This window comes from Pseudomonas sp. SZ40 (assembly GCF_052958135.1).
Genome location: NZ_JBQWIF010000028.1, coordinates 14,366 through 32,419, shown reverse-complemented (window position 1 = coordinate 32,419; position 18,054 = coordinate 14,366). Strand labels below are relative to the sequence as shown.

Below are 18,054 nucleotides of genomic sequence, written 5' to 3'. Positions count from 1 at the left end.
CTTGTCCTGGAAGACTGCCATGACCACACGCAAGCACTCGCAACGCTATTTCCGGGCTCTGGCTCTGGAGCCGCGCATCCTTCTGGATGCCGCTGCAGTGGCCACCGCCGCGGACGTGGCTGCCCAGGTCGATGCGACCGCCGAGGCGCCTGGGGTCAAGGCGACGCCGCAGAACAGCGTAATCACCATCACCGGCAGCACCGACAGTTTTCCGCCGGTGGACCTGTTCAAGAACGTCGACGTTACCCTGGCCGCCGACAATGAAGAGCTCAAGGAGCTCGTCGTCACCCTCGACACCAGCGGCGCCAACCAGGGGCTGCACGTCGATGGGCAGCTGCTCGCCCTGGAAAACCAGTCGGGCTTCACGAACGCCAACGGCTATCGCTACACCGTCGAGGTCAGTGGCGCGACGACAACTGTCCGCCTGAACTTCGAAGGGACCTCAACCGCTGTCACGCCCGAGCAGATCGAAACCCTGATCGACAGCTTGCAGTACCAGGCCCGGGACACCACGGTCGAAGCCGGCGATCGCCACATCACGCTGCAAAGCCTCAGCGACACAGGTGAGAGCACCAGGCTGGACATCAGCGCGACCGTTACCCTGGACAACCGGATCAATGCCGCACCGGTGCTGGTCAACGACCAGTCGCTCACACCCCGTGAGTCGTTCAGCCCCGAGCAACTGGGCATTGGTGGCGCGACCGAGGTGGTTTATTCCAGCGATGGCAAGTACGCCTACGTGGCGGGCAGCGGCGCCGTCACTTCATTCTCGGTGGACAGCAGTGGCCGCCTGACGCTGGTCGCAACCCTCACCGTCGAGGGGATGAACACGGCCACCGAAATGGTCATCAGCGCCGATGGCCGCTCGATCTACCTGATCGATACCCTGGGCGCCGGCCAGTTTGAATACAACCCTGATTACATCTACGTGCTCAACGTCAACGGCGGTGCAATCGAGCATGCCGCCACGGTCAACAGCAGCAATGGCGGCACGACCGGCGGGTTGGCGCTTTCGCAAGACGGCAGCTACCTGTACGTCGGCACGTCCAGCAACGATGTCGCCATCTTCAGCCGTGATGTCGCAACCGGCGGCATCACGTTCCTGGCCCGTGCCGAGGGTGAAGGCGGGAGCAACAGCCGAAACGGTTCGGTCACCGTCTCCGGCAACCATGTCTATGTGATTTATTCGGGCACCGCCCATGTGCTGATCAGCTACCAGCGCAACGACAATGGCACCCTTACCAAAGTGGCCAGCCTCAACAGCAGCGCCGCCGGCTTCGCCGCGGTCGACTACAGCCTGACGGTGTCCCAGGATGGTCGCTACCTCTACATCGCTCACCCAGGCAACGGCACCATCGACGTCTACGCCACGGGCAATGAGCTTTCGCTGGTAGCAACACAGTCCTTGCCTCGTGTCAGCGACATTGCCCTGAACAGTGACGGCAGCCTGCTCTATGCCAGCAGCCGCGATGGCGGTGTGATGGTTTACAAGGTCGCCGCCAATGGCACCCTGAACCTTTTGAGCAGCATCGCCACCCAAACCGATATCCGCGACATCGCGCTTTCCGCCGATGGCCGCTCTGTATTGGTGTCAGCCAGCGAAGGCGTCACCCGCTACAGCGCCGTGCAGACCCTGAACATTGGCGAAGCCACGAAAGTCGCCTCTGGCATCACCCTCAAGGACAGCAACTTCGACGCCCTCGCCAATGGCAACGGTAACTACAACGGTACCGACTTCACCCTCGCTGCCAGTGTTTCGAGTGGAAGTTTTGGCTTCGCCAATGAAAACGGGCTGGTGCTGTCTGGCACCTCGATCAGCCTGAACGGCAACGTCATCGCCACGTTCAGCGTGGCAGGCGATGGCAAGCTCACCGTTCGTTTCACTGGCGACACGAGCAAGGCCGTTGCCAATCAGGTACTGCACCAGGTCACCTACAGCAGTGCCGCCAGCCTCACCGCCGGCAGTTTCGTCAGCCTGACCCTGCAGGGCAGCGATGGACTGTTGGCCAGCAACACCGAGGTGTTGCAGCTATGGGCCAATAGCGCCCCACGCGGTAATGCCGATGGCTATCGTCCGCCCAAGGCCACCAGCGAAACAGCCTATGAAATCACTCTGCCTGCCGGCCTGTTCACCGACGCCGACGGTGGCAAGCTGACCTGGCAGATCAGCGGGTTGCCCGCCGGCCTGCACTTCAACCCGTTGACACGTACCCTCTCCGGCAGCACGACGCAAACAGGCACGCACACCCTGACCCTCATCGCCACCGACAGTGACGGCAAGAGCGCCGAGCTGGCGTTGGTGCTGGAGGTCGAACAGATCGCCAACCGCGCGCCGGTGGTCAGTGCAGATGCCATCACCGCCTTGCCTTCCGTGGTGGTCGGCACCGCTGGCTACAGCCAAGAGTTGCCCGCCGAGCTGTTCGGCGATGCCGACGCCCTATACAGCGACAGCACCCTGACCTGGAGCGTCAGTGGGCTGCCAGCGGGCCTGAGTTTCGACCCGGCGACCCGCACGCTCAGTGGCGCGCCGAGCGCGGTCAATGATTACGCCCTTGTCGTGACCGCTACCGACGAACACGGCGCTAGCGCCCAACACACCGTGGTACTTCGTGTAATCAGCCAGGCGGAGGCCGATAACCGCCCGCCCTCCGTTTCACCGGGCACCAGTGGGCTGATCCACACCTCGGATGGGCGTATCAACGGCTACAGCGCATCTGTCTACAGCATTGAAATATCCGACGACGGTCGAACCGTGATCGTATTGGGTAATGACTCGACTCAACACGCCTTGAATCCAACCGGAAACAGCACGCTCACCGTCTACAGCCGCGACCCGGCGACCGGCGCTCTTACCCAGCTACAGCGGTTCGTGCAAGGCGCCAGCAACGATGGCAACAACGGCAATGGCATTGAGGTCGATGGTCTGCGCGTCTCTGCCTCAGCCGCCTATTCCGCCGACGGCAAGTACCTGTATCTGGTTGGCCAAAAAGAAGGCCAGACAGGCTATGTCCTGAGTAAATTCACCGTGAATGCCGACGGCACACTCAGTGCAACCGGCGAGAGCGTGACGCTCGGAAATACGCAGGTCAAATACCTGGCCACCTCGGCTGACGGCCATATCTACGCGGTCGCAGGCAATACGCTTTATGCCTACGCGATCGGCGCGGATGGCACCCTAGGCACAGCAGAGACTTTCACCGACCAAACTTTCGGCGGCACCGGCTACGCCATTGCGATAGACGCCCAGAGCCGCGTGTTCGTAACCGGTACCAACTCACTGGTCATTTATGAGCGCAATGCGGATGGGCAACTGGTCAGGGTTGCCAGCCACACCGGCAATATCGGCAACTTTGTCCGCACCATCGCGGTTTCCGACGACGGCTATGTCTACATTTCGACCGGTTCCCCCGGAAGCATCCTGACCTTCCATTACGACACCAGGGCAAAAACGCTCACCACGCCCAGCGCTCTTTCCGCCAGCCAGGTCTGGGGGCTGCAACTGTCTGACGATGGAAAAACGCTTTACGCAGGCAACAACACCGGAGCGCTGCACATCTACAGCATCGGCAGCGATGGCAAGCCAACGCTGGTCAAGACCGTGGGGTACAACGGTGCCAACGGCGACTACCGTGCCCTCCGGATCGCAATAGCCCCTGACGGTTCGTCGGTCTACGTCGGGTCTTTCTACAACTTCAAGGGGCTAGGCCATATCGCCGTCGAAGACGCGATATCCGTGCCCTATACCGAGAAACAAACCACTACCCCAGCCAGTGGCCTGACCCTCTCCGACACCGAGTTCGACGCCCAGGCCAACGGCACCGGCAACTACAACGGCGCCACCCTCACCCTGCAACGCGAAGGCCGTGCCAATACCGACGACAGCTTCGGCCTCAGCGCAAGCAACGGCCTGAGCTTGGTTGGCGAGGAAGTCCGCCTCGATGGCCAGAAGATCGCCAGCCTGAGCAACGTCGACGGCAAGCTGACCATCGTCTTCACCGCCGACGTCAGCACCGCCACCGCCAACGCCGTTCTGCGCCAGATCACCTACACCAACGCAAGCGCCGACCCCGGCGCCAGCATCCGCCTCACCCTGGGCGTGAAAGACCAGTTCACCAGCGGCACCGACAGCATCACCCTGGCCCTGGCCGTCACCCAGATCAACGACGCCCCGCAGGCCAGCGCCACGCCACGTCCCAACCTCAGCCAGGATGCCGGGCGCGCCGCTGTGACACTGTTCAGCGGTGCAGCCATCACCACCACCGAGCAAGGCCAGCTGATCAACGGCCTCACCTTCACCGTCTCCGGCCTCAAGGATGGCGCCAACGAAACCCTGCGTATCGATGGCAGCAGCATTGCCTTGGTCGCGGGTAGCGGCACCACGCGCGGTGGCCATGCCTGGACCGTGACCCTCGATACCACCACCGGTGCGGCCACGGTGACGTTGTCCAGCGCTGCCGGGCTGACAGGCGCCCAAGCCAGCGCCCTGGTCAGCGGGCTGGGCTATGCCAACCTCGACAAGGCCACCGGCACCACGGGCGAGCGCACCGTCACCCTGACCAGCATCAAGGACAACGGCGGGAGCGCCAACGGTGGCCAGGACACCGCTCAGTTGCAGATCAGCAATACCCTGCAAGTGACGGTTAACCAAAGCCCGACCCTGGGCGCCGAAGTCGGCGCAGGCGAAGTGGCCGAAATCATCAGCTCCAGCGACTACCCAAGCCCGTACGACGGTACCAAGAGCGTCATCCAGGTAGGCGACAAGGTGTATGTGGTGCGTACCACTACCGTGTGGAACTCGGACGCCCTCGCCGACGTACCGATCAGCACCCTCCACGTCTTCCAGCGTGGCGCGGACGGTACGCTGCAACTGCTGTCGAGCCTCGATTCGAACGACCAGAACGGCCTGCTCAGCGCCAGCGGCCTGGGGGTATCGGCTGACGGTACTACGCTGTACGCCATCACCGACAAAGGGATCGCCCTGTTCGCCCGCGACAGCGAAACCGGTGCCCTCACCGCCCTCGGCGCGATCGGTGCAGACCTCGGCTTGGTCAACGACCTGCACATCAGCGAAAACACCGCCTACGTCAGCAGCTCCAGCGGCGTGACCGTGTTGCAGCGCGGCGCCGACGGCTGGGTAGCCGGCAGTACCTTCGCGCCACCGGGCGACAGCAGCTTCACCGACCTGCAAATGTCTGCCGACGGCAGCTTCCTGTATGTCGCCACCACCGGCGGCAATACCCTGCTCAGCGTGTTCAGGGTCGGCAGTGACGGCGCCCTCACCCGCGGCCCTGATGTGCAAGGCAATGGGCAGGAGCATTACGTCAGCCGCCTGGCGCTGTCCGCAGACGGCAGGTCGCTGTACCTCATCGACAACGATGAAAGCCTGCGCAGCCTGTCGATATCGGCAAGCGGCGAGTTGACCCTCAGCGGCAACGTGGTTGACGTGCAGAGGCCGATCAAGCAACTGCTCGTCAGCCCAGACAGCCAATTCCTGGTCGTCGTCGGCGGAAAACAGGTGACGCTGCATGCCCGTGCCAGCGACGGCTCGCTGGGCGCCGCACGTGCACTCACCCGCCTTGCCGATAACGGCACCGAGCTGCGTGGCGCCAACTTCAGCACCGATGGCACGCAGCTCTACGTGACGGGTTCGTTCTCCTGGAACGAGGGGCTGCTGGTACTCGACCTCAAGCCCGCCAGCGTGAGCTATGTAGAGGCGGCAGACGCTTCGGTCCTGCTTCCGGACGCCAGCTACAGCGCCGCATTGACTGCCGGTGCGAGCATCGTGATCGAACGCACTGGCGGGGCCCAGGGCACCGATCGCTTCACCTTCCTGGAAGATAACGCCCTGAGGCTGGTCAACGGCCAGATTCTGAATGGCACCACGGTGATCGCCGACTTCGTTCAGGCCAATGGCACGCTGACCCTGACCTTCACCCGCGAGGCCACGCAAACCCAGGCCGAGAACATCCTGAGTCAGATCGCCTACGACAACCTGTCTGGCGAGCCGGCCAAGCAAATGAGCTTCTCGGTCAGCATCAACGAGGGTGGGGTGAGCTCGGCCCAAACCGCCACCCTGAACCAGGTCGTCGCGCTGCTGCCTGGCGGTACCCTGTCCGACCCGCAACTGGATGCGCTGAACAACGGCGCCGGTAACTACAAAGGCTCATCCATCGTGATAAGCCGTGACGGCCAGGCCAATGCCGATGACGTATTCGACTTCCTCGACGGCAGCGGCCTGCAGTTCAGGAACGGCGCCATCTGGCTTGGCAACATGAGCCTTGCCACCCTGGCCTCGGCCAACGGCACGCTGACCGTGACCTTCACCAGCGACGTCAGCCGTGCCGACGCGCAGAACGTGCTGCGCGGCATCGCCTACCGCAACGCCAGCGACGACCCTACCGCCGGGGGTAGCAAAGCCACCTTCAACCTGACATTCAACGATGGCAGCGGCTTCAGTGACGAGCGCACCCTCGAGGTCAACCTGGTGGGCGTGAACGACACCGCCATCATCGACACCACCGCACTGACCCCAACCTTCAATGCCGAAGGCGAGCGGGTGCCACTGTTCGAGAACACCACCATCGACACCGTCGAGGCGGGCCAGAACATTCACCGGGTCATCGTCACCATTACCGGCGTAACCGCAGGCGACGTGCTGGGTGTGGACGGCGGCAGGGTCGACCTTGCCCGGAGCATCGACGGCAGCGTATTCGTCGGCCGAAGCGCTATCCAGTACATGGTCAGCTACAACGCCGGCACCGGGACCACCACGGTCACGCTCTACGTAGCCCGCTCTGCCGCGGCCACCACCGAGGTCATCGACAGCCTCAGCTACGGCCACACCGGCAATGAGAGCAGCGGTCAACGCAACATCAGCCTGAGCATCGTGGAAAGCGTGGCCGACTGGCGCGAAAACGACACCACCGTGGTACAGCGAAGTGCCGTGGTGAACCTTACCGCCGCCACTGAGCCCAACACGCCACCCACGCTGGGCGGTATTTCAGGCTCCGTACCCTACACCGAGCAGCAGGAACCGGTGCTGATCGCGCCGGGCGCAAGCATTGGCGATACTCAACTGGACCGTTTCAATGGCGGTGCCGGCAACTACGATGGCGCCACGCTCACCATCACCTTGGGTGACGGCAAGAGTTCCGCCGACAGCCTGGGCTTCAAGGCCGTCAACGGCCTGACCCTGGCGGGCAACGCCCTGCAAAAGGATGGCAAGGTGATCGGCAGCGTAACCGTTGCCGATGGCGTGATGACCATTACCTTCACCGATGCCCACAGCGCCATCCCGACCACGGCCGACGTACAGAACACGCTGCGCCAGGTCACCTACGCCAACAGCAGCGACGCACCGCCCGCCAGGGTCGAGGTGAGCATCAAGCTGGCCGACCAGCGCGGCCTGGCGTCAACCGCGCAAGACCTGAACATCGCGATTACCGCCGTCAACGACGCGCCAGCCATCAACGATGACCCGATCCTGTCGCTGGGCGACCTCGAACGCCTGCAAGACCTGACCAACATTCCCGGCCTTTCGACACCCACCACCAGCGTGGTGTCCAGCGATGGCAGCCGCGTCTACGTGGCCGACAGCCAAGGCAACATCGCGCTGTTCAGCCGCAATACCGAAACGGGCGAACTGACCCATGTGCAAACCCTCCCAGGCCAACAGGAGGTCGTAAGCCTGCAACTCAGCGCCGACGGCAACAGCCTGTACGTGCTGAAGGTCGACGGCAACGCCAACACCATCGCCTGGTTCACTATCGGCACCGACGGCACCTTGCAGGTGCAGGGTTCATTCTCCGAGTCGCTGTGGAATATCAAGGGCCTCGCCCTGTCCGACGATGGCAAGAACCTGTACCTGATCCACACCACCAACCTGTACGTGTACAACCGCGACCCGGTAACGGGTGCAATCAGCCTGGCCACCACCCTCGAAGGCTCCATGACCAGCGCGCCTTACCTGTGGGATCCACAGGAAATCGTCGTCAGAGGCGAGCTGGTGTTCGTCGTCACGCACCCCAGCAATGGCTCGACCCTGCTCGTCTACAAGCGTGATGCCAACGGTGGCCTCAGCTCACTGGGCCATATCCACTCAGGCGAAACCGACGCCACCGGCAAGACCATCACCCTGGACCGCGTTCAGCACATCGCCGTCAGCGCCGATGGCCGTACCATTATCATCGCCAACAGCCGCACCACCACGACTGAAGGCGGTGGCGGGGATGGCACGCCGGTAACCACCATCATCCATGACCACCCGCAGCAGATCGACGCCTTCCGTCTCGACCCCGCCACCGGCGCCCTCACCCACCAGGGCACCCTCAACGACACCCCGACGGTCGAAGACATCGCCGTCTCCAGCGACGGCAAGGCCCTGTTCGTCATCCGTGCCGACGGCTCGGTGGCGTACTACTCGGCCATTACCCTGGAGAAGCTCGACTCCTCGCAGAACGGCTTGCAAGGGACCAGCCATATCTCGGTGTCGGCCGATGGCGGCGTTATCGTCACCGGCAGCAAACTGCTGGTGCTCAATGCACCTGCGGTGCCAGGCCCTACCGTCGAGGTCAACGGCGCACCTGTCGTGCTGTTCCCAGCGCTGACCCTGAACGATGCCGAACTGGATGCCGCCAATGATTACCAGGGCGCCAGCGTCACCATCAGCGGCCAGAGCGGCGATCAGTTCGGCTTTCTCAACAATGGCACCTACCATCTCGATGGCGAGCGCATTGTGCGTGGTGATGTCGACGTCGCAACACTGACGCAGAACGGCAATAGAGCGGTACTGAGCTTTGGCGTCGGCGTGACCCGGAGCGAAGCCACCGCACTGCTGCGCCAGGTGACCTACACCAGCACCTCGGCTGTGCCAGGCAGCCACGCTGTCAGCATCGTGCTCAATGATGGTGTCGTGGACAGCCAGGCGCGCAGTGTCGACGTCACCCTGCTGGCGCCGAACCAGGCGCCCTTGATCAACGACGCGCACCGCGACTACGCATTGAACCAGGCCAAGGCCGGTCAGGCCTACAGCATCACGCTGCCGGCCAACCTGTTCAGCGATCCCGAAGGCGACAGCCTGACCTGGGCGGTGACGGGTCTACCTGCGGGGCTGAGCTTCAACCCGACCACCCACATCATCTCCGGCAACACGACCGTAATGGGTGAGCACAGCGTGGTGGTCACGGCCAGAGACCCGAGCGGCGGCGCCGTCTCGCTGGAGCTGACGCTGAACGTCAGCAACTCCGCGCCGGTCGCTGGTAGCGATTACAGCCTGGACAGAACAGCTCCCGGGGAAAGCTACAGCGTTACCCTGCCGCAAAATCTGTTCAGCGACGCCAATGACAGCGACCTGACCTGGGAACTCGAGCTGCCCGAGTGGCTGAGCTATGACGCGGCCACCCGCACCCTGTCTGGCACCGCGCCGGATGTGGCGGGCAACCATTCGATTACCATCACCGCCACCGACCCACATGGCACGACGGTTTCTCGCACGCTAACCCTGGCGGTGGCCCTGCCCCCGGTACAAGACACGGGCGAAGCCGCCCTGCCGGAGCTGAACACCGGCTTCGCGCAGCAGGCGAACACGGCGCCAACTGCCAGCTTCGGCGGCCAGGCCCTGAACGCCCCCCTGTTCGGGGCCAGCGATGTACCGGCCAACACCCCGGCCGAAGCGCCTACCTCCGCGCAACCGGCACCAACGGTGCAAAGCCTCCTGCGCAGTACCGGTAACGGCCTGGCCGACGGACGCGGTTCGCTGAGCCAGCAACTGGCCAACGCCGACACGGTGCTCACCGATACGGGCCACCAGAACAGCGCAGGCAGCTTCAGCGTCGAGGGCTCGCGCCTGAGCGCAAGCGTAGACCTGAGCTCGGGCGGTGCCCGCAGCATCACCCTCGAACTGCCCGGGGAATTGCCCGATGGCAGTGCACCGCAGCGCATCACCCTGGCCAACGGCCTGCCGCTGCCGAGCTGGGCATCGTTCGATGCGCGCAGCGGGGAGCTGCGCATCGATCGTGAGCGCCTGCAGCGCGATGGCGTGCTGCGCCTGACCCTGATCAGCCGCGATGGCGAGGGCCGCGAACAGCGTACGCCCATGGACATTCGTGCCGAGGGCGCGGCGGCGCAAAGCACCAGTGAAGCGCTGCAGCAACCCGCTCCCGCAGCAGAGTCGTTGCCGGAGCGGATACGCCAGGACACCTCGAGCGCGTTGCTCAGCGAAGCGCTCGAGCTGCTCGAGCAATTGAGCGACCTGGCTGGGGAGCCGGTCGCTGTCACCACACGCCATATCGCCTGAACACTGCCAAGGATCATCGATCAATGAACCGCAAAACCTTCGACCGTTCCACCCTGCGTCTGGCCATCGCCTGTGCCGCGCTGGGCCTGAGTGCCTGCGCGGTCACCCCGCAAGAGCTGACACCCGAGCAGCAACTGGCCGACGCGCAGAAAGATCGCAGCGCGATGTTCGACGATCAGGAGCCGGTGACGCGCGCCATCAGCCTGGACGAAGCCATGGCCCGCGCCGTGAAGTACAACCTGCAACAGCGCCTGGGCCTGATGCAGCGCGCCCTGGAAGACAACAGCCTGAGCGTCGCCAACCTCAGCCTGCTGCCTCAACTGGCGGCCAGTGCCGGGTGGAAGGGACGCGACAATGTCGCCGGTTCATCCAGCGAATCGGTCACCACCGGGCGGCAATCCCTGGAGCCGTCGACCAGCAGCGATCGCTCCAGCCGCGACGCCAACCTGCGCCTGTCGTGGAACGTACTCGACTTCGGGGTCAGCTACTTCAGCGCCAAGGCCCAGGCCAACAAGGTACTGGCCGCCGAAGAGGCGCGCCGCAAGGTGGTCGCCGATATCGTTCAGCAGGTTCGTGACGCCTATTGGCAGGCCGCAAGCGCCGAGCGCCTGCAGCCGGAGGTGCAACGCGCCTTGAGTGATGCCCGCGGCGCCCTGGACCAGGCTCGGCAGACCGAGCGCCAGCGCCTCGTTGCGCCCCTGGAATCGCTGCGCTACCAGAAGAGCCTGCTGGAAATGATCCGCCAGCTCGAAGTGGTGGAAGGTGAACTGGCGGTGTCCAAGGCGCGCCTGGCCAGCCTGATGAATCTGCCGCCGGCGACGACCTTCAGCCTGGTTCTGCCGGACGAATCGAGCTACACCCAACCGGCCCTGGCCTACAACCTGGCGGATCTCGAAGTGACCGCCATGACGGAGCGCCCGGAGATTCGCAGCGAGAGCTATCAGGCACGCAATGCCGTGCTGGAAACCAGAGCCGCGATGCTCAAGCTGCTGCCGGGAGCCAACCTGTTCGTCGGCGCCAACTACGACAGCAACAGCTATCTGGTCAACGACAACTGGGCCGACGCCGGCATGCAGGTGAGCTGGAACCTGTTCAACGTCCTGGCTTACCCGGCCATCAAGAAAACCGGTGAAACCCGCCTGCAGGTCGCCGAGCTGCGCCGCCAGGCCATGCGCATGGCGGTGCTCACCCAGGTCAACGTGGCCTGGCGCGAGTACGAGCGTTCCAGCCAGGTGTTCGCCCGTTCCAATGAACTGCAGCAGGTGCAACGCGGCATCCTGCGGCAGAGTGAAAGCGCCTTCTCCAGCCAGGCGCAGAGCCGACTGGAGCGCGTACGCACGGCAACCGAAACGGTACTGGCGACCCGTACCCGCGACCGCGCCTTCGCCGAACTGCAGGTCGCTCACGGCGCCGTCTACCAGGCCGCCGGCCTCGATCCGCTGCCCGAACGCATCGCTGGCAGCAGCGTCGATGAGCTGACCCGCGCCATCGCAGGCAACTCCATGCGCCTCAACCAGGGCCAGGGTGCCGTGCCGGCCGGCATCGCCGCCACGCAGCAGGTTCATTACGCCACCTCCACGCCGCTGGTGACGGCTGCGGCACCGAGCGGGCCACTGGTAGCCCAGCGTGCACAGCCACCCGCCAAGACCCTGCGCCTGGATATGTGGGAAAGCCTCGGCTCGTTGCGGGGCGCCGAGCTGGTTCCGGTGGAGCAGGCCAATGGCCGCTGATCAGCCGCGCGCCACGGAACGCTTCTGGCCCTCCGTCCTGGCGATACTGGTCGCCACGGCAGCCAACCTCGCCCATGCCGATGAAACGAGCAACGAGCTGCGTGTGCAACTCAGCCCGGTCCGCCAGACGGTGCTGTCCAGCGAGCTCAGCGGCAAGCTCACCGAGTTGGCCGTCAAGGAAGGTGATCGTTTCAAGGAAGGCCAGCGCCTGGCCGCCTTCGATTGTTCGGTGCAGCGCGCGCAACTCAACCGCAGTGAAGCGGTGCAGCGCGGTGCGCAGAAGAAGCTCGACGTCGCCAAGCGCCTCGATGCCCTGGAATCCATCAGCCAGGCCGAGGTCGCCCAGGCCCAGGCCGACATGGCCGTGGCCCAGGCGGAAAGCGGCGTGGGCCGCGCCATGCTGAAGCGCTGCAATCTGGATGCGCCCTTTGCCGGACGTGTTTCGCAACGCATGGCACAGCGCTTCCAGCACGTCGCCGAAGGCACCGAGTTACTGGCGATCTATGACGACAGCGCCTACCAGCTGGAACTGATCGCCCCCTCGACCTGGATGACCTGGCTCAAGCCCGGCGTCGAGTTCGAGGTCAAGCTGGACGAAACTGGGCAACGCTACCCCGCGCAGATCGAACGGCTCGGCGCGGCCATCGACCCACTCAGCCAATCGCTCAAGGTATTCGCGCGCATCACCGGCGACAACGCGGGTCTGCTCCCGGGAATGAGCGGCGTCGCGCTGCTGCAACCGCCGGCAGATGGCTCATGAACGCCAGTGTCACCACCCTGCCTGACAAACGCGCCGAGCGCATGGCGCTGTTGCTGCAACTCGAGCGTCGCGCCCGCGCCCAGAACGACGTGGCCGGCCTCGGTTTCCTGATGGTCAACGATACGCGCCAGCTACTCGACTATCAGGAAGCCTTTCTGTGGGATGCCGACAAGGGACGTATCAGCGCCTGCTCCGGGCTCGCCCAGGTAGAGGCCAATGCCCCCCTGATGCTGTTTCTGGGCCGCCTCTGTTCGGGCTGGGATAGCCAGCCCTGGGCGGCCGAGTTGCGTGATCTGAGCACCGCCGATGCCCTCGCGGCTCTGCAGGCCGAATGGTCGGAATACCTGGCGCCCCGCCTGCTGCGCCTGCCTCTGAAAAACCGCGACGGCCAGGTGCTCGGCAGCCTGCTGCTGAGCCGCGAACCCGCGCTGGCACGTCCGGAACGGGCGCTGCTGGAGCTACTGCTGGACGCCTACGGGCATGCCTGGGCCAGCCTCATGGGCGGCAAGAAGCGCTCGCTGGTCAATCGCTTGCGCAAGCGACCACGGCGGATCGCGCTGGTCGCCTGCGCCCTGGCACTGTCGACCGCGCTGCTGCCGGTGCATCAGACGGTACTGGCCCCGGCCGAAATCATGCCGCGCAACCCGGCGGTGCTGCGTGCCCCGCTGCAGGCGGTGGTCGAACGCATTCTGGTGCAACCCAACCAGGAGGTGAAGAACGGCGATGCGCTGGTACAGCTGGACAAGCGCGAGCTGGAAAGCCGACTGGAATCGTCCCGGCAAACCTTCGCGGCGGCCGACGCCCAGTTGCGCCAGACGCGCCAGCAGGCACTGTTCGACGAGCGTGCCAAGGCCGCCCTGGCCGAACTGATCACCCGTCGCGACCAGGCCCGCGCCGACCTGGCCTTCATCGAAGACAACCTGCAGCGCAGCCTGATTCTGGCCCCCCGTGATGGGGTGGCGATCTTCGACGACCCCAGTGACTGGATCGGCCGGCCGGTCAGCCTCGGCGAGCGCATCATGCAGGTCGCCGATCCCCACGACGCGCGCCTGGAAATCCAGCTACCGGTGGCCGATGCCATCGCCCTGGAGCCGGGTGCCGAGGTGCTGCTGTTTCTCAACAGCCAACCGGGCAGCCCCCTCCCCGCCAGCCTCGAGCGCTATGGCTATCGTGCCTCAGCGAGTGCGGACGGCAGCATGGCTTACCGCCTGCAAGCGGGCTTCAGCGAGGCCGACCCGCGCCTGCGCGTCGGCCTCAAGGGCACGGCCAAGCTATATGGCGAACGTACCTTGCTGATTCACTACCTGCTGCGCCGCCCCCTGGCAGCGCTGCGCGTCCACCTGGGCTGGTAGATGAACGCACCGCTCGCTCTGCCCTCCACGAATCGCGCACCACGCCTGCCCGATCTGCGCCGGACCCTGCGCCTGCACCCAGGACCTCGCTCGCGAGACGGCGCGCCAAGCTGGACACTCGAAGACGCTGCCCGCGGGCGTTTCTACCGGATCGGCTGGGCCGAAGCGGAAATTCTCGCCCGCTGGCAGATGGGCAGTGCCCAGGCAATCGCCGAAGCAATTAACCGGGAAACCACGCTGGCCCTGAGCCGTGAGGACGTCGACGCCTTCAGCCAGTTCCTGCGCAGTATGCAACTGGTCGAAGTCAGTGGTGACGCAGCCCTGGCCGATCTGCGCAAACGCGGCGAAGCGGGCAAGAGCAGCGGTTGGAGCGCCTGGCTGCTGAGCAACTACCTGTCGATCCGCATTCCGCTGCTTCGTCCGGATCGCTTCCTGTCGCGCAGCTATCGCCACGTCGCCCCGCTGTTCAGCCGCAGCTTCGCACTGGCCACGCTCACGGCAGCAGTGCTTGGCCTGTATCTGGCGGCGCGCCAGTGGGACAGTTTCTTACACACCTTCCTGCATTTCTTCAGCCTGGAAGGCGCGCTGCTGGCAGCCGTAACGCTGAGCCTGACCAAGGTGCTCCACGAATTCGGACATGCCTACACCTGCAAACGCTATGGCTGCCGAGTGCCGACCATGGGCGTGGCCTTTCTGGTCCTGTGGCCGGTGCTCTACACCGACGCCAGCGGCGCCTGGCGGCTCACCTCACGACGTCAACGGATGGCCATCGGCGCTGCCGGCATGGGCGTGGAACTGTGTCTGGCCGCCTGGGCGACACTGGCCTGGAGCTTTCTACCGGATGGCATGCTGCGCAGCGCGGCATTCATGCTGGCCAGTACCACCTGGATACTCACCCTCGCGGTGAATCTCAATCCGCTGATGCGCTTCGACGGCTACTTCCTGTTCTCCGACCTGCTCGACGTACCCAACCTGCAGGAGCGCGCCTTCGCCCTCGCCCGCTGGCGCATGCGCGAAACCCTGTTCGGCTTCGGCGATGCGCCTCCCGAACACTTCGCACCGGCGCTGCGGCGCGTGTTGCTGGGCTACGCATTCGCCACCTGGGTGTACCGCTTCTTCCTGTTTCTGGGCATCGCCCTGCTGGTCTATCACTTCGCCTTCAAGCTGCTCGGCGTGCTGCTGTTCATCGTCGAGATCGTGCATTTCATTCTCCGCCCGATCATCGGCGAGCTGCGCCACTGGCACCAACGCCGCAAGGACTACCGCATGAACCGCAACACCCTGATCTGCGCCAGCGTATTGCTGGTCGCACTCTTTCTGCTGGCCTGGCCGTGGCGCAGCCGAATCGAGGCGCCAGCCCTGTTACGCGCAGAACGACAGGCGATTCTGCTCACCCCGGCGGGCGCCAGGCTGGAGCGTATAGAGGTGCAGCCGGGGGAACCCGTACGTGCTGGGCAAACGCTGTTTCGCCTGCACTCGGCGCAGCTGCAGCACGACCTGCAAGGCCTCGAGCGAGAAATCGAGCAACTGCGCCAGCAAAGCAGCCTGCAGGTTCGCGCCAGTGAAGGATCCGCCCGCCAGTCGATCGCCCGGGAAGAATTACAGGTGGCGCTCGAGCGGCGTCTTGCCCTGCAGGAGCGAATGGCGCAACTGCAGGTCAAGGCACCATTCGATGGCGTGCTGGTCGATAGCGCCGCTCCGCTGGCCGCAGGCGAATGGTTGCCTGCCGGCGAATGGCTGGGCACGGTCGCCAATGCAGGCAGCGAACGGGTCGAAGCGTTCGTCGGCGAGGCGGATCGCGAGCGCCTGCAGGTCGGCGCTCAGGCCTGGTTCCTGCCAGAAGATCCGGGGCGCCCGCGCCGCCTGCTGCAGGTCGAGGACATTGGCCAGACCGCAGTACGCCAGCTCACCTCTGCCCCGGAACTGGCGTCGGTTTATCAGGGCGCGCTGGCGGCGCAACTCGATGAGCAGCGTGTACCGGTTCCCGAACAGGCGCTGTATCGTGTGCAACTGCGCCCTCTGGACAACCACAGCGAAGCGATGCCGATCACCCTGCGTGGCAATGCCTCGATCAGTGGTGATGCCCGCAGCCCGCTGATGCAGGCGTGGCGCCGCGTGCTGACTATTCTGATACGTGAATCGGCGTTTTGAACGGTTAAGCGTTCTTAATGATCCGCAGATTGCCCTGCACCCGGGTTCTCGCCATCATCGGCCTCATTGAGAATCTTGCACCGGAAGCCCAACGATGACAGCCATCGCCCACCCCACCGCGCAACTGCCCCTGAGCAAACGCCTGAAAGCCGGCACCAGCCGCGACCATGACAGCGTCGATACACTGGTCATGCAGGCCCGTCCGTTCGAGAGCCTGCTGCGCTATGGCTATTTTCTGCGCCTGCAGCATCGCTTCCATGGTTCCATCGACGCGCTGTATGACGATATCGAACTCAATCGTCTGCTGCCGGGCTTGAGTGAGCTGCCGCGTTTCGAAGCGGTGTGCGCGGATATGGCCGACCTGGATCTGGTGGTGCCATCCGCCCCGCCAGCGGTGGCCCCCACCAGCACCCATGCAGCCCTGGGCTGGCTGTATTGCAGTGAAGGTTCCAACCTGGGTGCGGCCTTTCTGTTCAAGGAAACCCAGCAGATCGGCCTCGATGCCGAGAACGGCGCCCGCCACCTGGCGGCCCACCCGGATGGTCGCGGCTTGCACTGGCGCCAGTTCGTCGCCCTGCTCGACGGCCTTGAGCTGACCGAGCCCCAGCGCGAAGAAGCGGTCAGCGGCGCCGTTGCGGCATTCGACTTCTATCGTGCCGCGCTACGCGAGATCTTCCCAGCAGCCTGAAGAGCCAAGGGTGGAACGTGATCAAACAGCGTTTCACCGCCCCGCCCTCCCCAATCGCGGCCTGCTAGAATGCCCTCCTCACCCGGAGGAACCATGGCCGAACACGATTTCCGCTACAACCTGCTCAACCCCGAACACACCCTGATCGAGTGCCGCGCGCTGGCTCCCGGCCGTTATCAGGTCACCGGTAACGGCGGCTCGATCAAGAGCAACGACGCCCTGGTGGTCAGCCTCAAAGGCAGCCGTGACCTGAGCATGCGTCTGCAGGTCGACAAGGTTCGCCACCTGATCAATCCTCCCGGCCAGTGGGTCGCGGTCGCCCACGGGCCTGCCTTTACCGAACTGTCGATCTTCAACTGGCAAGTCACCTGCGACGGTTGCGGCAAGCAACTGGACTTCGAATTCGCGGTCGATAGTGCGCTGGGCAAGAAAGCCCAGACGCCCGCTGCCGATGCTCGCCTCGTGGAGCTGGGCTGGCGTAAACAGCAGGACAAACACCTGTGTCCTGCGTGTCTGAAAAAGGAGGCCTGATGAAACCGCTTCTCGCCCTGGGCTTGGCGACCGCTGCCCTGGCTGGCTGCGCCGGCAAACCGGTGCAACTGGAAACCGAGCGCGTCTACCGCGTCGAATGGATTGGCGAACGTCCGCTGATCGACAACAGCCACCTGACCATCACCCTGGATGACGATGGTCGCGCCTATGGCAACGCCGGCTGCAACCACTGGTTCGCCAGTTACCAGCGCGACGGCGACAAGCTGACCTTCAGCCAGGCCGGCAGCACCCGCAAAATGTGCGCACCGGCACTGATGGAACAGGAAAGCCGTTTCCTGCAGAGCCTGAGCACCATCGAACGCTGGGACATCTCGCCGATCGAGCAACTGCGCCTGTGGCCAGCCAGCGGCAAACCGATCCGGCTGTGGCCTGACGAATAAGAGCCGGGGCCGACGTGGCGATCGGCGGAAAACCCTGATCGCCCGCAAGCGGGCTCCTACATGGTGCTGTGTCTGGCAACTGCTGTGCACAGACAACACGTAGGAGCTGGCTTGCCGGCGATACACTTTGGGGACTACTGGCGCAGC

The 18,054-nt window shown here is 64.5% G+C and carries 8 protein-coding genes; all 8 read left to right on the top strand.

Features of this window, described 5'->3' with window-relative positions:
• Positions 1–19: 19 nt before the first annotated feature.
• Positions 20–10,294 carry a beta-propeller fold lactonase family protein gene (locus tag ACT9T4_RS19570; protein ID WP_499118554.1) on the top strand — a complete coding sequence of 3,425 codons (10,275 nt, stop codon included), beginning with the start codon at positions 20–22 and terminating at the stop codon, positions 10,292–10,294.
• A gap of 23 nt (positions 10,295–10,317) precedes the next feature.
• Positions 10,318–12,024 (top strand): TolC family protein, encoded by a 1,707-nt coding sequence (locus tag ACT9T4_RS19565; protein ID WP_499118552.1) that lies wholly within the window; start codon positions 10,318–10,320, stop codon positions 12,022–12,024.
• Entirely contained in the window at positions 12,014–12,784 is a 771-nt protein-coding gene (locus ACT9T4_RS19560) for an efflux RND transporter periplasmic adaptor subunit (RefSeq protein ID WP_052493736.1), read from the top strand. Before ACT9T4_RS19565 ends, ACT9T4_RS19560 begins: the two co-directional genes overlap by 11 nt.
• Positions 12,781–14,136 carry an efflux RND transporter periplasmic adaptor subunit gene (locus tag ACT9T4_RS19555; RefSeq protein ID WP_499118550.1) on the top strand — a complete coding sequence of 452 codons (1,356 nt, stop codon included), beginning with the start codon at positions 12,781–12,783 and terminating at the stop codon, positions 14,134–14,136. The genes ACT9T4_RS19560 and ACT9T4_RS19555 overlap by 4 nt, the downstream gene beginning before the upstream one ends.
• Positions 14,137–16,287 (top strand): HlyD family efflux transporter periplasmic adaptor subunit, encoded by a 2,151-nt coding sequence (locus ACT9T4_RS19550; RefSeq protein ID WP_042551926.1) that lies wholly within the window; start codon positions 14,137–14,139, stop codon positions 16,285–16,287.
• 94 nt (positions 16,288–16,381) lie between these two features.
• Positions 16,382–16,975: a biliverdin-producing heme oxygenase gene (locus ACT9T4_RS19545; protein WP_179538749.1), complete on the top strand. Its 594-nt coding sequence runs from the start codon at positions 16,382–16,384 to the stop codon at positions 16,973–16,975.
• A 93-nt stretch (positions 16,976–17,068) separates the two neighbouring features.
• The gene (locus tag ACT9T4_RS19540) at positions 17,069–17,506 is read left to right on the top strand and encodes a hypothetical protein (protein ID WP_179538750.1); all 438 of its coding nucleotides are present in this window, start codon (positions 17,069–17,071) and stop codon (positions 17,504–17,506) included.
• The gene (locus ACT9T4_RS19535) at positions 17,506–17,907 is read left to right on the top strand and encodes an META domain-containing protein (RefSeq protein ID WP_499118547.1); all 402 of its coding nucleotides are present in this window, start codon (positions 17,506–17,508) and stop codon (positions 17,905–17,907) included. Before ACT9T4_RS19540 ends, ACT9T4_RS19535 begins: the two co-directional genes overlap by 1 nt.
• Positions 17,908–18,054: the final 147 nt, after the last annotated feature.

Coding starts and splice junctions, on each gene's coding strand:
- ACT9T4_RS19570 (WP_499118554.1), top strand. CDS start 20: ATGACCACACGCAAGCACTCGCAACGCTATTTCCGGGCTCTGGCTCTG.
- ACT9T4_RS19565 (WP_499118552.1), top strand. CDS start 10,318: ATGAACCGCAAAACCTTCGACCGTTCCACCCTGCGTCTGGCCATCGCC.
- ACT9T4_RS19560 (WP_052493736.1), top strand. CDS start 12,014: ATGGCCGCTGATCAGCCGCGCGCCACGGAACGCTTCTGGCCCTCCGTC.
- ACT9T4_RS19555 (WP_499118550.1), top strand. CDS start 12,781: ATGAACGCCAGTGTCACCACCCTGCCTGACAAACGCGCCGAGCGCATG.
- ACT9T4_RS19550 (WP_042551926.1), top strand. CDS start 14,137: ATGAACGCACCGCTCGCTCTGCCCTCCACGAATCGCGCACCACGCCTG.
- ACT9T4_RS19545 (WP_179538749.1), top strand. CDS start 16,382: ATGACAGCCATCGCCCACCCCACCGCGCAACTGCCCCTGAGCAAACGC.
- ACT9T4_RS19540 (WP_179538750.1), top strand. CDS start 17,069: ATGGCCGAACACGATTTCCGCTACAACCTGCTCAACCCCGAACACACC.
- ACT9T4_RS19535 (WP_499118547.1), top strand. CDS start 17,506: ATGAAACCGCTTCTCGCCCTGGGCTTGGCGACCGCTGCCCTGGCTGGC.